Below are 19810 nucleotides of genomic sequence, written 5' to 3' on the forward strand. Positions count from 1 at the left end.
ATCGAACTTCGCTCCTGCAACCCGCTACCGCCGTAGGGTGAGGCCGTGCACATCGCGATGTTCACCGATTTTCACCCGGCCACGGTGGGCGGGATCCAAACTTCGGTGAATTCACAACGTCGCGCCCTGCAGCGCCTCGGACACCGCGTCACACTGTTCACCGTCCCCGGTCCACCGTCCCACGACCCGGACATGCGATCACTGACCCACGACCCGGACGTCTTTATCTTGTCCGGGTTACGCGGCGTCCTGGTCAACGGCTACCCGATGGTCATACCGACCAAGAGCAACAATCGGTTCATCGACGGCGTGTTCGCCGCGCGCGGCCCGATCGACGTCGTGCACGGGCACACCACCTACGGCGTCGGCATCCTGGGCGTGCGGGCCGCACGACGCCACGGACTGCCCCTGGTGCAGTCGGTACACAGCCGCGACGACGCCTTCATCGAACACACCTCGCCCGCGCCGTACCTCACCGCGCTCACCATGCGCGGGCTGCACGGACTGTTCCTGCGCGGCTCCGCGCGGGCGCCGCGCCTCGACGAGTCCCGCGCCGCGTACCACGCCTGGCGGACGGTGGTCGGCCACGCCGCCGCGGCGGACGCGGTCGTCGTCCCGTCCCACCACTTCGCCCGCCGCCTGCGCGCCCACGGCCTGGATCGCCCGATGCACGTGGTGTCCAACGGAATCGACGACGAACTCCTCGCGAACCTCGGTCCATCGGGTCCCGGCCCGCCGGACAACGCCGAGGATGGCCCCGAGCCGCCGCACGACCCCGAATACGCCGAACACCCTCGGCGGCAAACCTTTTCAACCCTGCGACACCCGGCGACCACGCCGGAGGCGGAGACAACAGTGGACAAGCCCCGAACCGGCGAGCACCCCGCGACCACCGGCGACGCCGCGCCCGCACCGCTGCGCGCACTGTGGTGCGGGCGGCTGTCGGCCGAGAAGCGGCCGCTCGCGGCCGTCGAGGCGGTGGTTCTCGCCGAGAGCTGCGAACTCGACATCTACGGCGGCGGAGCGGAATTCGACAAGGTCCGGGAGATCGCCGACGCGGCGGGCGGACGCATACGACTGCACGGCGAGGTGAGCCAGGCGGAATGTCTCGCGGCCATGCGCGAACACGATGTGCTGCTGTTCCCGTCGAGCGGTTTCGACACCCAGGGCATGGCGCTGCTGGAGGCGGTCGTGGTCGGCCTGCCGGTGGTGTACTGCGATCGCGATCTGGCCGAGTCGATTCCCGAGGGCGGCGGGGTGCGTACGCACGGCCCGTCGCCCACCGCGATCGCCGAGACGCTGCGGGAGCTGGCGACCGACCGGGACCGGCTGGCCGAGATGCGCGAAAAGCTGGCCGTGCAGGCCGATACGGTCCGGCAGTCGCAGCAGACCGAGAAGATGCTCGAGGTCTACGAGGAGGCAAGCGCACGGACGGGGCCGCCCCGCCCCGAATCCGAAATCCCCACCGCCCCGGGCGCACTCCCGCTCCTCGGCCACAGCCTGCACGTCCTGCGCGATGCCCTCGGGTTCGTCACCTCGCTCAGCCCGCTCGGCGAGGTGGTGCGGGTGCAGCTGGGCCCGCGACCCGCCTACGTGGTGACGACCCCGGAGCTGATCCGCGAGGTCGCCTTCGGCGAGGCCGGTGAGTTTCACCGCGAGGAGCTGCGGGAAGCGATGCACGAGATCATCCACGAGGCGTCCAACGTGCTCAGCGGCACACCGCACGAGCTGCGCCGCCGCCTCGTCGCCCCGGCGCTGCGGCAGCGCCGCCTGGTCGAATATGCCGGGGCCGCAGCCGATATCGCCGAGCGGTGGGCGGACGGGCTGCGGGCGGGCCGGTCCGACCTGATGGACGAGGCGCATCGCGTCGTGCTCGACACCATTTCGGCCACCCTGTTCACCGCCGATTTCAGCGCGGACGCGAAAGACACTATCCGCGAGCATATTCCGTGGCTGCTCGGGCAGGTGATCCAGCGCGCCGCCCTGCCCCCGGCGGTGCGCCGCCTGCGGCCGCTGGCCGACCGGCGCTTCCGCACCCGCGCGGAGCGGATGCGCACGGAGATCGGCGCGGTCGTCACCGAATACCGCCGCCGCGACAGCGATTTCCACGATGTGCTGTCCGCGCTCATCGGCCACACCGACCCGGAGACCGGGGCGCGGCTGTCCGACGAGCAGATCATCGACGAACTGCTGCTCATGCTCGCCGCGGGCATCGGCTCGACCGCGTCGACGCTCGGCTGGCTGTGGCACGAGCTCATGCGCAATCAGGAGGTGGCGGCCCGGGTGCGCGCCGAAATGGACGAGGTGGTGGGCGCGGGTCCGGTCCGCCCGGAACATGCCGGGGCCCTGCCCTACCTGCGGCAGGTGCTGCAGGAGACGCTGCGCATGTGGGCGCCGTGGGTCAGCACGCAGACCGCGGCGGCCGAGGTCCGCGTCGGTGCGTTCGCGCTGCCGCCCGGCGCGACGGTGGTGTTCAGCCCGTACATGATTCACCACGACGCACGCTGGTTCCCGGATCCGGAGACCTTCGATCCCGACCGCTGGTCGCCCGGCCGCGCCGAGGCCATCGACCGCGCGGCCGTCCTGCCGTTCTCGGTCGGCCCCCGGCACTGCCCGGGCAGCAACTTCGCGATGATGACCATCATCCTGCAGACGGCGGCACTGCTGACGCGCTGGGAGACGGTGCCCCAGCCCGGTTATCGGGTCCGCCCGTCCAGCCGGGATTTCGTCGCCGCGCCCGCGCGGCTGCCGGTGGCGCTCCTCCGGAGGCAGGCGCCCGGGACGTAGGCTCTACACCGACCGCGAACCACCCCCGACCCAGGGAGTCGTGATGGCGTTCGGCCTCCCCTTCCCGCCGCCGATTCCGGTGGTCCGGGCGGTGGAAGCACTGCGCGACACCCTCGGCCGGGCCTATCGCCGGCTCGCGCCGGGGCCCGCCACCCTGATGGAGCTGCTCGCCGCGGGCTGGCTCACCCAGGCCATCCACGCCGCCGCGGCGCTCGGTATCGCCGATGCGCTCGCCGGGGGGCCGCGCACCCGCGCCGACCTGGCCCGCGCGGTCGGCGCCGACGAGGACGCACTGGCACGCCTGCTGCGGCTGCTCACCTCCTACGGAATCTTCACCCGGCGCCGCGACGGCCGCTACGCGCTCACGCCGGCCGCCCGGGCGCTCTGCCGCGACGCACCGGTCTCGCTGCGCGACGCCGCGCTGTTCTTCGGCTCCGAGACCCACCGCGCACACTGGTCCCGGCTCGCCGACGCGGTGCGCACCGGGACACCGGCGACCGGCACCGCGTCCTTCTTCGAATTCGCCCGCGCCGACCGGGAATTCGGTGCACTGTTCGACCGCGCGATGACCAGCATCGGCTCGCTGACCGCCGAACCCGTCGCCGCCACATACGATTTCGCCCGATTCGGCACCCTCGTCGATATCGGCGGCGGGCAGGGCGCGATGCTGGCCGAGATCCTGTCCCGCGCTCCACGCTCGCGCGGCATCCTGTTCGATCTGCCGGAGGTGCTGGCCGACGCCGCCGCGGGCCTCACCGAAGCCGGTGTGGCGGACCGTGTTTCGCTGCGTGCCGGGTCCTTCTTCGATGCCGTGCCGCCCGGCGGCGACGCTTATCTGCTCCGGCACGTCCTGCACGACTGGCCCGACGAGCGGGCAATGCAGATCCTGCGCACCGTGCGCACCGCGATGTCCGGCGACGCCCGCCTGCTGATCGTGGAACTGCTCCTCCCCCGCGACGGCGGGCCGCATCCGGGGAAATTCGTCGACCTGGAGATGCTGGTCCACAGCGGCGGCCGCGAACGCACCGAGACCGAGTACCGCAACCTGCTGGCCGCCGCCGGATTCGAGGTCGGCCGCGTCGTGCCGACCATCTGCCCGGAGTCGGTCATCGAGGCTCGCCCGAACTGAACGGCGTGGTCAGAGCAGGGAATCGTCCGGATCGACGAATTCGACACCGGTGATGATGTCCGGCTCGATGCGCACGATGTGATCGCGCGGGCCCGGCAGCCATGGTCGCAGCAGCCCGCGGTACCGCTCCAGCTCGTCCGGATCGGTCACCACCTCGGCGGTTCCGGTGACGATGACGCACCAGCCGCGGTGGGTGCGCTCATCGATGGTGTCGGCCTCGTAGGCCACCACCTGCCGGTCCGGGCTCACGGCGGTGCCGCGGTTGGCGTGGATGACGATCGCGTCGTCATCGACGATGTGGTTGACCGGGCGGATGGTGGGTAGCGCATAGCGGGCGAACACGATCCGGCCGAACCGCACGCGCGCCAGCAACCGTAGCGACTCGGCATTGGTCAAGTCGCGCGGAACCTGCTGCGCGGGAGCGCCCATATCCATCATTATCCGTTCGCGCTCGCCGTCGCGCAGGTGTGCGGTGGGAAGGCTCGACGGCCGCTGCTGCCGTGGGTGCTCCTCGGCTCGGCTGGTCATTGCGCTGTATGCCCCGCTCGTCGTGTCCCGTGTGCATGAGGGTCCTAACGACTTTCCCGTAATCCCCCCGGCCCAAACGGAAATGTGCCGAAAAACAGGCTGTCGCGCTCAGCTCGCCCGCACCCCGGTCGTCTGCTGCACCAGGTCGGTCCAGCCGTCGGCCAGCGAGGCCAGCAGGAACCAGGCGGCGTGCACCCGCTCGTCGCCGACATCCTCGACGCTGCGGAGCAGGTGGCTGGCGCGCACCTGGGCGGCGGCCATGGCGTCGACGGCGGCGCCGAGGGACTGCGCGCGCGGGCGGGCGACCGTGTGCGCGGCCACCCAGTCGTCGATGTGTGCGACGAGTTCGCCACGGCGACCGTCGATTTCGTCGGCCCGCCGCGGATCGCGGCGGCGTTCCAGATGGAGTTCGGCGAGGGCGCGCGCACAGCGGGTGACCGCGTGGTCGCCGGGTACGTCGCCGATGTGGCCGAGGAATGCGGACAGCAGTTCGTGCCAGTCCGGTAGGACGGGGGCGGGGCCGTCGGATCGCCATCGCCCCGTGCTGCGGCGGCGAACGACGGCGCGCCCGGCGGAGCGCGCGATCACGGGACCGGCGGACGGCCGTTCCATGCCGTCCGGTTGCGGCACGTACATCTCGGTGTACCTCCAAGCGGCGAACGGGCGCACCCGGCGCCGCACGCGGACGCCGGACCGCGAGCCCGGCGCGGCAAGGGCGGACCGCGCCGGATCCGGCGCGCCGCTCTCTGCGAAGGGGACATCTCCTTGCGGCGCCGGGTGCACTGTCCAGCATGCGCGTTTCGCCCGGCCCTCCCACTGCCCTTTCAGTGGCTCTGCGGTGACCATCGGGTCGGATCAAGACAGCACGAACGCCTGGGTGATCAGGGCGGCGTACAACGTAAGAACAAAGATGACGGCGGGTGCCAGGGGGTACGGCGGGTGCGACGTCTCCCCGCGGTCGCCGCGCGCCGGGGTCCCGGAGGTGAATGCGGCATCCGTGCCTCCGTCCGCGTGCCGGGTCGCGCCACCGTCGGTGCGCAGCAAGGAATCCGCGTTCGGCGAATCACCGCCCGAGGCGAACCTGAACGCGCCCCACAGGGGAAACACCAACAGCACCAAGGGGATCCAGGCAATCACGGCCCTCGGAGCGGAATACTCCCACGGCCGCACCAGGATCAGATCGCATGCCACCGCCAGCACGGCGCACAGCACTCCCGCCACGGCACTTCCGGTGGGGCCCAGCGCATTCGAGTAGAGCATCTCGCCCGGACGTGGCTCGCGCGCGGTCTTGCGGGCGAATTCGAACTGCAGGAAGGCCCCGGCGAAGACCACCGCGACCGCCGCTGCCGCCCAGCCGGATCCGACCTGTCCGGTATCGATCGCCGACGCCACGACATAGCCGATGATGAACAGCTGCACCGGATAGGTGACCGCCAGGTTCACCATGACGGCATCGCGCACCGTGGCCGACAGCCGCTCCAGCCCCCACAGCAGCAGGCCGTAAACCAGTGCGGCGGAGATCATTACGGCCGACCGTACCGACAGGGCCAGCGAGCCGCCTACGGCCACCACCGCGATCACCCCCATCGCGACTCGCAGCTCTCGCGCACTCACCGCACCGGTCACCAAGGGCCGATCCGGGTGGTACTCGCGGTCGTAGTCGAGATCCTTCTGCTCGTCCACCATGCGCAGATACAGCAGCACGATCGCCACCACCGCAATCCGGACGACGGTGGCGCCGCCCGGCCGCCACTGCACGCCCGATGCCAGCGCGGCCGTCCCCTCCACGGCGAGGGTGAACAACACCGCATACAGCAGGTAGTGCGGCTCATACCGCACCCGAGTGAACCTGGCGAGACGCACCACTGCCGAGGCAACGCCCCGGCGGTACCCGGTCGTACCCGTATCACTGTTCATGCGCTGCCCGTTCCACAGCGTCCACCACCGTCATCCCGGCACGAACTCACGACTCCCATCGATCCCACATCGTCACCTCCGCCGCGGGCCGTCGCGGCGGCGCGGTATCACGGCCGGGCCGCAGCCGGGCCACCGGCAGCAGCGCCACCTGGGTGACCTGGTCGAACGGCAGGCCCAGCAGCCCCGCCACCTCCCGCTCGTACGCCAGGTGCGCGGTGGTGAGGCAGGAGCCGAGTCCCCGGGCGTGCAGCGCCAGCTGCAGGTTCCACACCGCCGGGTACACCGAACCGTAGAAGCTCGCCAGCATCCGCTCGTCCGTGCCCGGCGGCCGCCCCATCGCACACACCAGCACCAGCACCGGCACCTCGTGCAGATGCTCGGCGAGATGGCGTGCCGAGGCCAGATCGGCCAGCTGGTCCGGGCGCGGTGTGCGCCCGGACATGTTCTGCTCGAAGCCTTTCCGGTAGTACTGCGCGATCCCCCGGCGGCGCTGTGGATCCTGCACGACCAGGAACCGCCACGGCTGGCGATTCGACCCGCTCGGTGCGCAGACCGCGATGTCCAGGCAGTCCTGTACCTCCTCGCGGTGCACCGGTCGCGACAGATCCAGCCGCCGCCGGAACGACCGCGTCGTCGTCAACAGGTCGGTCACTCGCACGAAAGCTCCTCCCGCCCCGCGAATTCGAGTTCGATTCGCGCGGCCACCGCACCGCTCTGACGAATGTCGCATCGGATAGTGGGCGGCGCCAATTCGATGATCTCCGCGGTGCATTCGGCCCCGCGATCCAACTCCACGAACCTGTCGAAGGCACTGGCGATCCGGCGTAATCGGGGCGGGCGCGGCATCAGCATGGCCGACGCCGTCTGCCGGGCGGCCTCGATGAGCAGGCTCCCGGGCACATGGTCGAGCGGGTGATCGAACAGGAACGGATGCGCGGTGTCGGCGGCGAGGGCGGCCGCGGCGACGGCGCCCCTGCGCCGGACCGGCGCGATCACCACATTGCGCCGGTTCTCCCGCGCCACCGCCGCCGGGGCGGCGCGCTCGGCATGCGCGGGTGCGCCGTGAAATGGTCCCAGGCCCAGGCTTTCCCGGAACTCGGCCCGCAGCCTGTCCCACCGCCGCGGCGGTATCCAGGTGAAGGATCCGTCGACGGTCATCATCGGGACACCGCCGCAGTCGATCTCGAGCACCATGTCCAGCCCGCACACCACGCCCTCGCGCAGATGCCGCCGCGTGATGTCGACGGTCATGACCAGGTCGGCCGGGGTCCGGCCGATCGCCCAGGCATCGCTGTCGGTGGCGGCTCCGTTGAAGGTGCGCACGATGAACGCCATATCCGTTGGTACGCCGAAATATTCGTGCGTTAGCGCGATCGCCGCCTGTCGTGCGGCCTCCATCACCAGCAGCGGATCGTAATGGGCGGCAAGCGGTTCGGCGTGATCGCCGTAGTAGGCGTGCATGCGCGGCAGCTGCGCACCGGCCACGAACTCGTCCGGGGATACGGCGTGCAGCGATGTGACGAAGACCTCCGACACCGCGCAGCGGTGTGCCAGCAGGCGGGAGATGGTGCGCACGTGGCTCGCGGCCTGCACCGTCGCAGTGTCCGTCGTCATGGTCGACCCTCCAACCAATCGTGCGCGCCGACCGGCCGCAGCGTCTGCGGTCCGGTGCCGGTGCGCATGGGAAGTACCTGGGATCCGAGTACGATCACCGACCACGCGTCCATGGCCCGATCGGCCGCCCACGCCCGGCGCAGCAGCCGTGCGCAGTCCTCGTCGGACTCCGGATCGAATCCGTCGGGCGCGCCGCCGAGATCGGCCAGAATCCGATCCAGCGCGCAACGGCGGTCGAAATCGCGTGCGGGCGTGTGGAAGTAGAGGTCGTCGGCCAGCGTCGCCGCATGCTCCGAGCGGTCGATGCCGGTGCACACCTGCGCCAGCACCCGCGAGCGCGTGCGCTCGTCGAAGTAGATCGCGAACTCGCGCAGCACATCTGCCGGATCGTCGGGCGAATGCACCAGATTCAGCAGATAGCTGTCGCGTCCGAGCAGGTGGCGCAGCTCGCCGGGGCGGCGCTTGCGCGGATCGGTGGCGCCCTTCGATGCGGTCAGCCGCACCGGTGTCGGCAGTTCGCGAACGGGGCCGGAGACCACGAGCACCAGCGCATCCGAGATCTCGACCAGCAGGTCGGCCAGCCTGCGGCGCTCCGGCGAGGCGATATTCCACGCGAAGTACCACAGGGCCCGCACGAAATGCCGGTCCGCGGTGAGAGTCCGGGCACTGACGACCCGGAATTCGTTGTCCCGCAGCCAATCCAGGGTCGGTTGAACCGCACGAGCCACGATCGCGTCGGGCTTCACCAGCAACATCGAATGCTCACAGGCGAATTTCGCCGCATCCATCCCGATCTCGTCCAGATGCGCAACGCACTCCTGCACATAGGTGTCGCCGATATACGCATCCGCCTTCTCCGCCGACGGAGTAAGCGACGCCATCAGCTCACGCAGCCCTTCGGTCATGGGCATCCACCCCGATCAGCCCCACTCGGCGCAACACCCGCCACCCAGGCACGCTCCCCACCTACACTCCCGGCACGCTCTCCACTCACATTCCCGGCACGCCGGAATGGCTGGGGCAGGGCTGCCGCATCGGGTCCGGCGTGCGCCGCGAGTACCTCCTCGATCGATGGCAGCGGGGTGCCCAGGTAGCCGGACTCCAGGCAGTAGTCCAGAAGCAGGCGTAGGTAGTCCTTGCCGGTGGCGGGGGCCGGGCGGCCCAGCAGCGCATCGGTATTCGCCGTGTCGAACCGCAGTCGGCGCGCGAAATAGCTCGTGTAGAGCGCACCGATGCGCAGGTAGTACTCGCGCTCGACCGGATCCAGGTCCGCCACCGCGAACGACGCCGCCGGTACGAAGGTCGCCACGTGGAAGGACGGGTACTCGGCGAGCACATCGGAAACCTCCCGCAGCGACAGGGTGTCACGACCGACGGCGTGGAAGGTGCGACCGTGGACCGCGCCGATATCTCGGACGACCGCGGCGACGACATCGGCGACATGGTCGACCGGCGCCAGCGCCAGGGTGGCGTCGTAGCGGCCCGGCAGCGATCGCAGCTTGCCCTCCACGATCAGCTTCACCACCGTGTACAGATTCTTGTAGTCGCGGATCGCGCCGGTGCCGACGGCGCCGGTGACGATGCCGGGGCGCACGATCGCCCACCGCAGCCCCGGAGTCCCGCGCACCAGCCGTTCCGCGCGGAACTTGCTGTCCTCGTAGCCGTTTCCGAATTCCTGTCCGGCGTCGAGATCGCCCTCGGCGACCGTCCCGCCGCGCATGCCGCAGACATAGGCGGTACTCACGTGCACCAGCGGCACGTCCCAGCGCAGCGCCAGGTCGATGGCGTGCGCGGCGCCGCGCACATTGAGTTCCTCGTACTCCTCGGCGGTGGCATCGAATGCGGTGGTGGCCGCGGCGTGCACGACCACTCCCACCCGCCCCGCCAGCTCGGCCTCGGTCTCGGCGGACAGGCCGAAGCGTGGGCGGCGGACATTGCCGGTCACCGACACGACCCGATCGACCGATCCCCCGTCGTTCCGCAGGATCTGCGAGTTCCGGTGCAGCACAGTGGTTACCGGGGTCCCGGCGGCAACCAGCCGGGCCGCCACCTCGGCGCCGACCAGCCCGCTGGCCCCGCTGACGAGCACCTCGCACCGCCCGGTCACCGAGCGCTCTCCTCGATCAGGGCCACCACATCGCCGACCCGCCGGACCCCGGCCAGCTGTTCGGGCCGGTAGCGCGGCAACTCGAAGGCGCGCTCCAGGACCACGGTCAGCTCCATCAGGCGCAGCGAATCGAATCCGAGGTCCTCGACGAGCCGCCGATCGTCCTCCCCGGCGCGCGGTTCGGGGGCCATCGCCTCGATCAGCTGCCGAATCCGGTGCGCCACATCGCCGTCCACGGTGGTCATCGCGGTCCTCCTTCCCGCAGATGCGGTTGCCTACCGCCGGAGGTCAGCAGATCGCGGGCCTCGTCCAGCGGCAGATCGGTATCCAGGTAACCGGCGACGCGCAGCCAGTCGTAGCTGATGTCCAGGGTGCGGCGCCACTGCTCCCGCGAGTCGAAGGAGGCCGGAAAGTCGTTGCCGCCGACGTGGGCGCGCACCCGGGCCACGAGATCGTCCAACCGAGCCAGCTCGGCCAGGGGATCGTCACCGGCCGCGAGCGTCTGCGAAAAGCATACGCGCCCGGCCGCTTCCACCGCCCCGGGCAACTCCGCCCGGCCGCCCGCCGCGTCCGGCAGCAGGCGGGCCAGCGTCCGGGCCGGAGCGACGTCGGCGGGAAGCGGCTGTATTCCATAGGCGGACAACAGCATTCGCACGCACATCGCCACCAGTCGATGGGCCGCGATATCGGCGACCGCGCCCTGGCCGCCCTTCACCGCCCCGACCAGATCCTCCCTCGCGTTCTCCAACACCACGTTCGACCACACCAGGTCGAGCGCACAGGCGGTGAACCGCGAGGCGGGCAGCGGTGACAACGTGGCGATCGGCTCGGCATCCTCCGGCCCCGCCTCGCGGGCGGCTCCCGCCAGCCCGAGCGCGGGCACGGACCGTCCCGGCACCGGGGTGTAGGGCCGCAGCGGCTTGCACATCGCCAGCGCCGGCGTAATCGAACCACCGCCGCGCCACTGCAGGCCCACCAGCCCGAGCCGCACGAATTCGGCCAGCTCGGCCCCGATATCGGTGCGCTCGAGCACCTCGGCCACCGACCGCCGCAGCACCACCGACCGCCAGGCACGCCCACCGCGTTCGGACAGCACGAACACGTCACTGTCCCCGCGGATCACATGCACCCGCTCCCCGATACCCCACGTCGTCACCCCGGGCACCCGGGCCAGCACCACCTGCTCCGGGTCGTCGGCCACATCGACGACACCGAATTCCGCTGCCAGAGCCAATATTTCAGAGAGCGATGCGGACCGCCCCAATGCTCGATACCGAGTGATCAATTCCGAGTTCGGCCCTGCCACCGTGCATTCGGACGTGTTTCCGGACATCGGTTGCGGGTGGGCATCCGCACCGGTCATCCGGGCGGATGCAACAGGATCGGCGATCCGGTCCAATTGCTCGGGCAGCCATTTCGTCTCGACATAGGTTTCGCCCCGGCGGGCCGCCCACGCCTTCACCGCCTGCAGCAGCCCGTCGCGGGCCCACGCGTCGGCTTCTTCCTGCTCCCCCATCGCGTGCAGGGCGACCGCATAGCGCAGCGCCTGTCGGGCCCGCTCGGCCCACCAGTCGCCGAGAATCCGCGCGAACTCGTCCGGCGGGAGCAGCGACCGCAATTCGGTGATGTCGGCGCCCTCCGGACCGCCGCGCAGGGCGGTGCCGTGCAGGAACCGCTGGCAGCGGTTGAGTACGTCCTCGTCCAGCGCCGCCGGGCGCTCGGCCCGGGCCACCCGCTCCAGCTGAGCGCGCAATTGCCCCGCCGACCGGGTGCGCACCTCGACGCGCCGCCCGTCGATGAACAGCACCGTGGGCAGCGTCGGCAGTTCCTCGACGCCGCAGGTGACAACCAGGAAGTCGACGTCCGAGCCCGCGTTGCCGAATCCCTCGGCGAGCGACCCCTCGAGCAGCATCGCCGAATTCTCCGCTACCGCAACCTGGTTCAGGGCCCGGTCGAGCAGCTCTTGTGCGGCTTCCACAGACAGCACCGGCGACTGTTGTGCGCCGCCACGCATCGGGCCGGGCGGCCCGGTTCGGTCCCCCGCGTCCTCGTGCACCTCGGCGCCGTCCAGGCCCCCGTCGCGGAACAGCTGCCACATATGCCTGCGACGGGGCTTGCCGCTCGATGTGCGCCGGATGAACCCGCGCGGCCCGGTGACGATCGTGGCGGTCTGCGCCGGTCCGAGGGCGCCGCGAACGATGCTGCGGGCCTGGGCGATCCAGGGCCCGGGCGCGGTCTCGGCGAACAGCGCGACCCCCTGCGCCCCGGTTTCGGTGAGCGCGACCGCCGCCAGCTTGCCCTTGGTGATCCCGGTTTCGCGCGCCACCCGCGATTCGATGTCCTCCATGAACACCGACCGCCCCCGCACCTTCAGGCTCGACCCCATCCGCCCGAGCACGAAAACCTCGCCGCGATACCGGAATCCGGCGTCGCCGGTAGATAATCGACCGTCCTCGATGCGGGTGCCCCCGCCCGCCGTCCCGGTGTAGCCCAGGGCCACCGAATCGCCGGTCACCACCATCTCGCCGAGCGTTCCGTCCGGCAGCTCCCGCCCGTCCTCGCCGACGACCCGGACGATCGACTCGGCGGTCGAGTATCCGAGCCCGGTGATCCAGCCCGGCCCCGTGACCCAGCGGCCGTCATCGAGGAACGCCTCGTCCACCACCTGGATCGGCCGCCCGAAACGCAGGCTCGCGGTGTCCAGGCGCAGGGCGGTCAGCGGCCGGTTGCGGGCCGAGGAGGTCACCATCAGCGTCGCCTCCGCCAACCCGTAGGCGAGGGTGAACGCGCGGGCGGAAAAACCCTGGGGCCCGGCCAGTTCCGTGAACGAGGCCAGGTCGGCGACCTCGACCGGTTCGGAGCCCACCGCCAGCGCCCGCCACCCGGACAGGTCCAGCTCCGCGATCTGCTCGGGCGAAACCCGGTGCGCCACATAGCCGAGCGCGAACGACGGCGACGGCGAATGCTGCGCGTGGGTCATCGCCCGCAGCCATCGCACCGGATCGCGGATGAACTGGTCGGGGCGCATCAGGTACAGGTCGCCCTGATTGGTGACGGTGGTGAAGAACGCGCCCACCAGCCCCATGTCGTGGTACAGCGGCAGCCAGGACGCCATCGCCTCCCCGGCCCGCCAGTCCACGAGCCGCGTGATCATCGCGACATTGTTGGCCAGATTCCGCCACGACACCCGGACCCCGCGCGGCGTTCCGGTGGATCCGGAGGTGAACTGCAGCAGCGCACACTCGCCCGGAGCACCGAACTCCCGCTCGGCCACCGGTGCCGGTTCGCCGATCAGCACCGGCTCGTCGGCGCGCCCGGCCTCCGACATCGCCCGGCGCACCAGCGCTTCCAGATCCGCCGACGTCACCACGACGTGCGGCCGCGCCTGCCGCAGAATCTCCGCGACATGCGAAATGTATTGTGCGAGATCGCCGAACGTCGGCGGCGCGACCGGCGTGAAGACCCCGCCGCAGGCCCACACCGCGTAGAACGCCGCCACACAGGGGAATCCCGTCGGCATGATCACGCAGGCGCCGGCACCGCCGACGAGCCCGGCCCCGCGCAGCTGCGCCGCCACCGCCCAGGCCAGGTCGGCCAGTTCCCGGTAGGACCGGAACTCCCAGCCGTCCGCCTCGTCGGCGAGGTGGATGCCGGTGCCGTCGGCGGGATCCACCAACCAGCCGCGCACCCTCGCGATGTCGTCGTCACCCTGCATGCGGATCGTCTCCTTCGGCCAGCACGGTGAGAGTTCCACCGGTGCCGTCGACCCGAACCCGCATACCGGTGCGAATCCTGGTGGTGGCATCGGGCACCTGCACGACCGTCGGCACACCCAGTTCCCGGGCGACGATCGCGACATGGGTGAGCGGGCTGCCGCGCTCTATGACCAGCGCCGCGGCCGAGGGCAGCGCCGCCACCCAGCCCGGATCGGTGCGGTAGGTGACCAGCACCCCGCCCGCGACATCCCGCGGTTGATCGACCACGACCGCCGTCCCGGTGGCGACCCCCGGCCCCGACGGCATCCCGGTCAGCACCGCTCCGGCCGTGGCGGCGGGCATGTCGGTGACCGGCACCCAGCCCTGTGCGGCCAGTTCGGCCCGCCCGAACCCCGGGCCGCGAGTGACGAAGCGCGCGGGCGCGACCAGCCGGGAGTCGCTGGCCCGCTGCTGCTTTCGGGCCGCGATCGCCCCGCGCAGCGGCCCGGTGTCCGCGCCCTCGTAGCAGCCGCGGAGCTCCTGCACCGTCAGCTGGAATACGTCGGCGAAGTCGTCGATGACGCCCCGGGCGACCAGATCCCGGCCCATGACCCGGATCATCCGCTTCACCATGCCGAAGGCGCGGGTGCGGCAGAACCGCAGCCGCTCCCGGTGCGCGGCGCAGCGCCCGACCTTGCGGCGCAGCCGCTCGTACAGCACGCGGCGCACGCCGCGCAGATGCGCGTCCAGGTAGGCGTCCGCCTCGCCGCCGCGCCGCGACCGTTCCTGCGGCAGCGCACCGCGCAGCAGGACGAACAGGCTCGCCGGATCCTCGCGCAGATCCGGTGTCTCCAGCTTCAATTCGTCGATGCTGCGGTAGCCGTAACGGTCGACGTAATCGTCCACGAGCGTCAGGAATTCGGCGTGTCCGCCCGCCTGCAGCTCCGCGCGGATGCGCTCGGGCGCCACCTTCTCGACGACCGCGCGCAGCTCCGGATCCGACCGCACCGTCTCCGCCATCGCCGCCATGGCGCGGGCCGGTTCGGCCGATTCCACATCTTCCCCCGGACTCGCGGCCGCGTACAGGAACCATTCCGGCGCCTTGGGCAACAGCAGTCGAGTCAGGACGTACAGCAGGCCGGTGAGGGTCAGCAGGATGGCGTCGAGCACCATCAGCGGGCCCCAGCGCCGGACCAGTTCGCTGTCCAGTTCGCGATAGCGGGCGTAGGCCTGCTCCCCGGTCAGCCCGGCGTCGTCGACGGCGTCGAATTCGTCGTAGACGCGGTAGAACTCGGTCAGGAACCGCCGCATCATGGCGTCGATACCGACGATGCGGCGCAGGTAGGTCGCCGTGGTCACGGTGCGCGACCGCAGTCGCGCCAGCGGATTGGCAAAAGTGAAGGGGCGCAGCGTTTTCGCGATCTCGTCGGGCAGCGGCTCCGCCACGCCGAGCGCCGCCTCCAGCACCCGGCGGTTGAGCGGATAACCGGGCGCGATGCCCACCATCCGATACCAGTGCAGCAGGTTGTAGTACACGCGGCCGTGAAAGGTGCCCAGCAGCACACTCGTCCAGGCGTCGGTCTGGCGCAGCTGTCGCGGCGGCACCCGCAGCGACTCCGCGTAGCCGCGGTAGACCCGGCCGTAGATATCGGCGGCCGTCGTGAACGTCAAGGGTGAGGTGAGACCGTTGAAGCTCTCGATGATGTTGGAGTTGTCCCAGATTCGCAGCTCCCCGGCCTCGAGCTCCTCACCGGCGCCGCGCAGCCGCGCACCCACCGCGGTGGTGATCGGTCGTGCCTGCAGCACCCACGGGCGCTGCTCGTCGATCGCCCATTCGATGTCCTGCGGTGCGCCGAACGCCGACTCGATCCGGCGGCCCAGCTCGACAAGCTCCGCCACCTCGGCGTCCGACAGCGCCGCCCGCGCACCCTGCTCGGCCGCCACCGGCACCGCCGCGCAGCCGTGCTCGCCGTCGGGCCGGTACGCCGTGGCCTTCTCGCCCCGGGTCGATTCCACGACCTGTCCCGAAACCTTGTCCACCACAAGCGAATCGGCGTCGACCGCGCCGGAGACGAGGCCCTCGCCCAGGCCGTAGACGGCGCCGATCACGAGCTCGTCCGGGGCGCCGGTCATCGGGTTGGCCGTGAACAGCACGCCCCCGGCCCGGGCCGCGACCAGCCGTTGCAGCACCACCGCGGGCGCTGCGGGCAACGGCAGGCCGTGCGCGAACGCGTAGCGGATCACGCGCTCCGAGCACGCCGAGGCCCAGCAGGCCAGCACCGCGGCGCCGACCGCCTCCACACCCCGCCGATTCAGCAGCGAATCGAACTGGCCCGCAAACGAATACCCCGCCCCGTCCTCCACCGCCGCCGAGGAGCGGACCGCCACCGCCACATCGCCGAGCCGGGCACAGGCATCCCGGACGCGGTCGGCGACCACCGGCGGCAGCGGCGCCGTCAGGATCCGCTCGCGCAACGCGGCGCCGCGCCGCAGGGCCTGATCGATATCGGTCGATTCGGCGAATTCCGCTGCGGCAGCGACTATTTCGGATCCCATCAGCTGAAAGAGCCCTGATTCCAGGGTCACCCATTCCGGCACCCGGAAGCCCGCGTGCCGCAGCCGTCGCAGCCCGCGCGCCTTACCGCCGTAGGCCTCGGCGTCCTCGGTGTCCTCGGTGTTCGGATCCAGCACGTGCACGGCATCCTCCCGTTACAGGCACGGGCGCCGCCTGCGCGGCGGTTGCGCCGCGGGTTCTGCCACGGTATATCTGAAACATTCAACTTTCGGACGCCCCTCGGCGGGGCAGCCCGGATTACTCTTGGTGCGCAGGCGGTCACCACGGTGTTGTTCGGATATATCGAGTGTCATCCAGGTGCGTTAACGTGCGCACCCCACGGATCGAGGATTTCGGATCGTCTGGCCGCTCGCGTGGCACCCCGCTACGCTACGAGGGGCTTGACGATCGGTGAAGGGTGTTTGTCGGCGTGAGTTGGTCTTTCACACCGGACGAGTTCGCACACATCTGGCGCGAGACCGACCTGGACCGCCATCCGTTCCCGCTCCGAATCCTCGAGACTCCCCGCACCGAAGACGAAGCCGGTACCCTGCGCCGCATCCTGGAGACCCGCCTGCCGCTGCGCTCGGACCCCGACCTGTCCGCCTGCCTGCGCATTCTTGCCGCGCCGCACACCCGGGTGGTGGCGATCGGCGGCCGGCACACACCCGGCAGCGAGATCCGCGCGCTCGGCGCCGCCGTCTTCGACCACGCCGTGCTCGCCGTGCAGGATCCGGGGGGCTGCCCGGGCTTCGGCGGTCGCGTGCACATCTCGATCGGGCACAGCGCCAAGCTCGGCGCCCGGATCGCGGGGCTGCTACCCGACGCGCCACCCGGCCGCGAACCGGCCCGTTCGGCGGCGACCGCCGCGGTGCGCGACGAGGAGTCCGTGGCCACCACCCGGCCGCCGGTCCCGCGCATCCGGCGCCTGCTGCTCAAACCGCACACCGCCGAGGGTCATATACGCATCGAATCGCGCCTGGACCGCGACGATCCGCCGACCCCGGTCTACTACACCTGGATCGACGTCGCCGACGACGGCCGCTACCTGATCCGCGCGGGTGAGGAGGTGCACGTGGTACCCGCATCCGCCCAGCAGATCGCACAGCATCTCCAGAAACGCATACCCCGGTGAGCGCCCGCACGAGCTGACCGGAAACCGGCTAAGCGATTAGGCTGAGTCACGACCGACCGATCCGTAGGGGGTGCGCATGACGATCGAGGCGAGTCAGGCCGACATCGCCAGATTTCTGCAGGCGGCGCAGAGCGGCACCGTCCGATTCGATCCGGACGCGGCGCGGCGCTGCGCCGAGCTCTACGACCAGCAGATCGAGCGCCTGCGCCACCTGCAGCAACGCCTGGAATCGGCCTCCGACCTACACGGCTTCGGGGGATTCTTCTCGGCAGAGCAGCTGCAGGCCGGATTCGCCCGCAAGGCACGGGATACCGTCGCGCTGCTCGACCAGCACATCGCCGCCTCCTACCGGATGAAGGAGGGATTCCTGATCAGCGCCGGACTGTACGACGAGGCCGAGGCCGCCAACGCCGCCGCGCTGCGCGCGCTCCCATCGAGGGCGGCCCGATGACCGCGGAGTTCCGGTACGGACCGCGGCCGCGCGAGACCGACCCGGAATACATCAGCGCGATGGAGCATTTCGAGTCGATGCCGCACGAGCAGATCCACGCCGGCACCCAGCAGATCGACGCCGGGGAGATCCTGCAGGCGTCGCTGGCGTGGCTGGAGGGCGCGGGCACCCTCACCACCTCCATGCCGCTGACCGGCGGCAACGTCGACCGGGCGATCGATGCCGCCGGCTGGGAGGGCGCCGCCGCCGAGGCCGCGCACGCCAGCGGCCGCGCGCTGGCCGAATCGGTCGAGGAACTCGCCGCGGTCATGGGCGAGGTGGGCGCGCGCCTGGGCGCGCTGGCGGCGGCGGCCGAGGCCGTGAAGCTGGCCGTCGTGGCGCCCGGCAACTCGGGCCCGATCGGCGCGATCGCCCGAGTGCTGGAGTCCGCCCATGTCATCGACGCACAGGTGGCGCAGGAGGCGCTGCGCCAGGAGGCGCTGCTGGCGATGAACATGATCTACAAGCCCGCGTATTCGGTTGCGGGCACCGGGGTTCCGGCACTGCCCGACCCCCCGGCGCTGCCCGGCGCGGTGCCCGGTTCGCCGTATCCCGCTGCCCCGCAATCGGTTCCGCCGCCGTCCGGGAACGGTCCGGACCGGTCACAGGATTCCATCCCGGATCAGCAGCCCGCACCCCCGGCGCCCGGACACCCCACGCCGGACAAGCCGCAGCCGCCCACCACTCCGGGGCAACCGCCCGCGACCCCCGAGCAGCCACTATCACCGCCCCCTACGACCCCGGGACAACCACCGACGGCTCCCGGACAGCCCGCGGACCCCGCCCCCGCGCCGAGCCCTGCACCCCAATCCCCCACGCCCGCAACGCCTTCCCCCAGCCAGCCCCCTACCACCACGGCACCTCCCACCCCCGACCACTCCCCGGCGCCCGCACCGAATTCACCCGCCGCACCCCAACCTCCCACCGGCACAACGGTTCCGGCACCTCCACCAGCTCCGGAGTCCTCGGCACCTCCCCCGGCGACACCCGCCCCACCACCTCCCCATTCCCCGACACCCGAACCCTCCACGGCCCCACCACCTCCGGCCCCACCCCCGGACCAACTCCCGCCCGGCCCACCCCTCACCGACGAGGAGGGCCAACCCGGAGTCACCGGCCCCATCCCCGAAGAATCCTCATCCCCCAACACCCCCGACCAACCCGGCGTCAGCCCACCGAGCAAGTGACGCCGCAGCGGCTCCGAGTCCTGGTACCACGACTGGTACCATGATTGGTACCAGTCAGGCGGGAGGAGAATGTGATGGCCTTTGCGGCGCGACTGCCCGAGGATCTCGACCATTGGCTGGACGAAACCGCACAGCACGAGAGGCGTTCCAAGAACGCCATCGTCGTCGCGGCCCTGGAGGAGTACCGGCAGCGTCGAGATATGGCGCACGTCTTGGAACTGGCTCGGAAAACCAATCGTGACCACGCAGGCCTGATCGAGCGTTTGGGTGATGCGTGAGCGTTCGGTACCTGAGCGCCGAGGACATCGTTGCCATCGGTCGCACGACCATCGGTGACCACCTCATAGTCCGCGACCATGGCCTGGTGGCCTCGGCGGCCGCGCGTCCGGCGACCGTCACATTCGGTGTCGATCCGTACCCGTCGCTCCCCGAAAAGGCCGCGGCACTCCTCCATTCGCTGACAACATCGCATCCGTTCGTGGACGGCAACAAGCGCATCGCCTTCGTCGCGACCGATGTCTTCCTGCAGCTGAACGGCATGTGCTTCGACCCCGCAGCCGAAGACGAGCTTTTTGTCATGATGTTGGACATCGCCACACATACGACGGCCGACGTACCGGCCATCGTCAAGCGGATCACACCGCTTCTACGGCCGATCTAGCCGTCT

Annotated in this window: 17 protein-coding genes; 7 read left to right on the forward strand and 10 right to left on the reverse strand. The window is 70.7% G+C overall.

The genetic code is table 11. The annotated features are described in order from the left end of the window. Positions 1-45: 45 nt before the first annotated feature. A complete protein-coding gene (locus NM1_RS18305; protein ID WP_068021086.1) occupies positions 46-2787 on the forward strand; it encodes a cytochrome P450 in 2742 nt (913 codons plus the stop codon). Between the two features lie 43 nt (positions 2788-2830). Further along, complete coding sequence (locus NM1_RS18310) at positions 2831-3916, forward strand: methyltransferase (protein WP_068021088.1); 1086 nt, start codon at positions 2831-2833, stop codon at positions 3914-3916. A 9-nt stretch (positions 3917-3925) separates the two neighbouring features. Here NM1_RS18310 and NM1_RS18315 read toward each other — a convergent pair whose 3' ends face one another. The 10 genes from NM1_RS18315 to NM1_RS18360 all read right to left on the reverse strand — a co-directional run bounded on the left by NM1_RS18315 (position 3926) and on the right by NM1_RS18360 (position 16468). After that, positions 3926-4444, reverse strand: coding sequence for a pyridoxamine 5'-phosphate oxidase family protein (locus NM1_RS18315; protein WP_246010810.1), 519 nt, complete (start codon positions 4442-4444; stop codon positions 3926-3928). Positions 4445-4552: 108 nt separating this feature from the next. Continuing rightward, positions 4553-5080: a DUF4254 domain-containing protein gene (locus NM1_RS18320; protein WP_174556887.1), complete on the reverse strand. Its 528-nt coding sequence runs from the start codon at positions 5078-5080 to the stop codon at positions 4553-4555. A gap of 219 nt (positions 5081-5299) precedes the next feature. Further along, positions 5300-6283 (reverse strand): hypothetical protein, encoded by a 984-nt coding sequence (locus NM1_RS18325; protein WP_068021090.1) that lies wholly within the window; start codon positions 6281-6283, stop codon positions 5300-5302. 124 nt (positions 6284-6407) lie between these two features. After that, a complete protein-coding gene (locus NM1_RS18330) occupies positions 6408-7019 on the reverse strand; it encodes a nitroreductase family protein (RefSeq protein WP_068021092.1) in 612 nt (203 codons plus the stop codon). Further along, on the reverse strand, positions 7010-7975 hold the full coding sequence (locus NM1_RS18335; protein WP_068021095.1) for a ScbA/BarX family gamma-butyrolactone biosynthesis protein: 966 nt from the start codon (positions 7973-7975) through the stop codon (positions 7010-7012). Before NM1_RS18335 ends, NM1_RS18330 begins: the two co-directional genes overlap by 10 nt. Continuing rightward, positions 7972-8880: a nucleoside-diphosphate kinase gene (locus NM1_RS18340; protein WP_068021097.1), complete on the reverse strand. Its 909-nt coding sequence runs from the start codon at positions 8878-8880 to the stop codon at positions 7972-7974. Before NM1_RS18340 ends, NM1_RS18335 begins: the two co-directional genes overlap by 4 nt. Continuing rightward, the gene (locus NM1_RS18345; RefSeq protein ID WP_084519752.1) at positions 8877-10082 is read right to left on the reverse strand and encodes an SDR family oxidoreductase; all 1206 of its coding nucleotides are present in this window, start codon (positions 10080-10082) and stop codon (positions 8877-8879) included. Before NM1_RS18345 ends, NM1_RS18340 begins: the two co-directional genes overlap by 4 nt. Further along, entirely contained in the window at positions 10079-10327 is a 249-nt protein-coding gene (locus NM1_RS18350) for an acyl carrier protein (RefSeq protein WP_068021100.1), read from the reverse strand. The genes NM1_RS18345 and NM1_RS18350 overlap by 4 nt, the downstream gene beginning before the upstream one ends. After that, positions 10324-13797: an AMP-binding protein gene (locus NM1_RS18355; RefSeq protein ID WP_068021102.1), complete on the reverse strand. Its 3474-nt coding sequence runs from the start codon at positions 13795-13797 to the stop codon at positions 10324-10326. Before NM1_RS18355 ends, NM1_RS18350 begins: the two co-directional genes overlap by 4 nt. Then, the gene (locus NM1_RS18360) at positions 13787-16468 is read right to left on the reverse strand and encodes a phosphoenolpyruvate synthase (protein WP_246010811.1); all 2682 of its coding nucleotides are present in this window, start codon (positions 16466-16468) and stop codon (positions 13787-13789) included. The genes NM1_RS18355 and NM1_RS18360 overlap by 11 nt, the downstream gene beginning before the upstream one ends. Before the next feature lie 293 nt (positions 16469-16761). Between NM1_RS18360 and NM1_RS18365 the strand changes: the two genes are divergently transcribed. From NM1_RS18365 to NM1_RS18385, 5 genes are all read left to right on the forward strand, one after another. Next, positions 16762-17466, forward strand: coding sequence for an ESX secretion-associated protein EspG (locus NM1_RS18365; RefSeq protein ID WP_068021107.1), 705 nt, complete (start codon positions 16762-16764; stop codon positions 17464-17466). 76 nt (positions 17467-17542) lie between these two features. After that, a complete protein-coding gene (locus NM1_RS18370; RefSeq protein WP_068021109.1) occupies positions 17543-17917 on the forward strand; it encodes a hypothetical protein in 375 nt (124 codons plus the stop codon). Further along, positions 17914-19143, forward strand: a complete 1230-nt coding sequence (locus tag NM1_RS18375; protein ID WP_068021111.1) for a hypothetical protein — start codon at positions 17914-17916, stop codon at positions 19141-19143. The genes NM1_RS18370 and NM1_RS18375 overlap by 4 nt, the downstream gene beginning before the upstream one ends. A gap of 74 nt (positions 19144-19217) precedes the next feature. Next, entirely contained in the window at positions 19218-19421 is a 204-nt protein-coding gene (locus NM1_RS18380) for a ribbon-helix-helix domain-containing protein (protein ID WP_068021114.1), read from the forward strand. Then, the gene (locus tag NM1_RS18385; RefSeq protein ID WP_068021116.1) at positions 19418-19804 is read left to right on the forward strand and encodes a type II toxin-antitoxin system death-on-curing family toxin; all 387 of its coding nucleotides are present in this window, start codon (positions 19418-19420) and stop codon (positions 19802-19804) included. Before NM1_RS18380 ends, NM1_RS18385 begins: the two co-directional genes overlap by 4 nt. Positions 19805-19810 lie beyond the last annotated feature (6 nt).

Origin of the sequence: Nocardia mexicana NBRC 108244 (genome assembly GCF_001613165.1) — a bacterium.
In the GTDB taxonomy this organism is placed as follows: Bacteria; Actinomycetota; Actinomycetes; order Mycobacteriales; family Mycobacteriaceae; genus Nocardia; species Nocardia mexicana.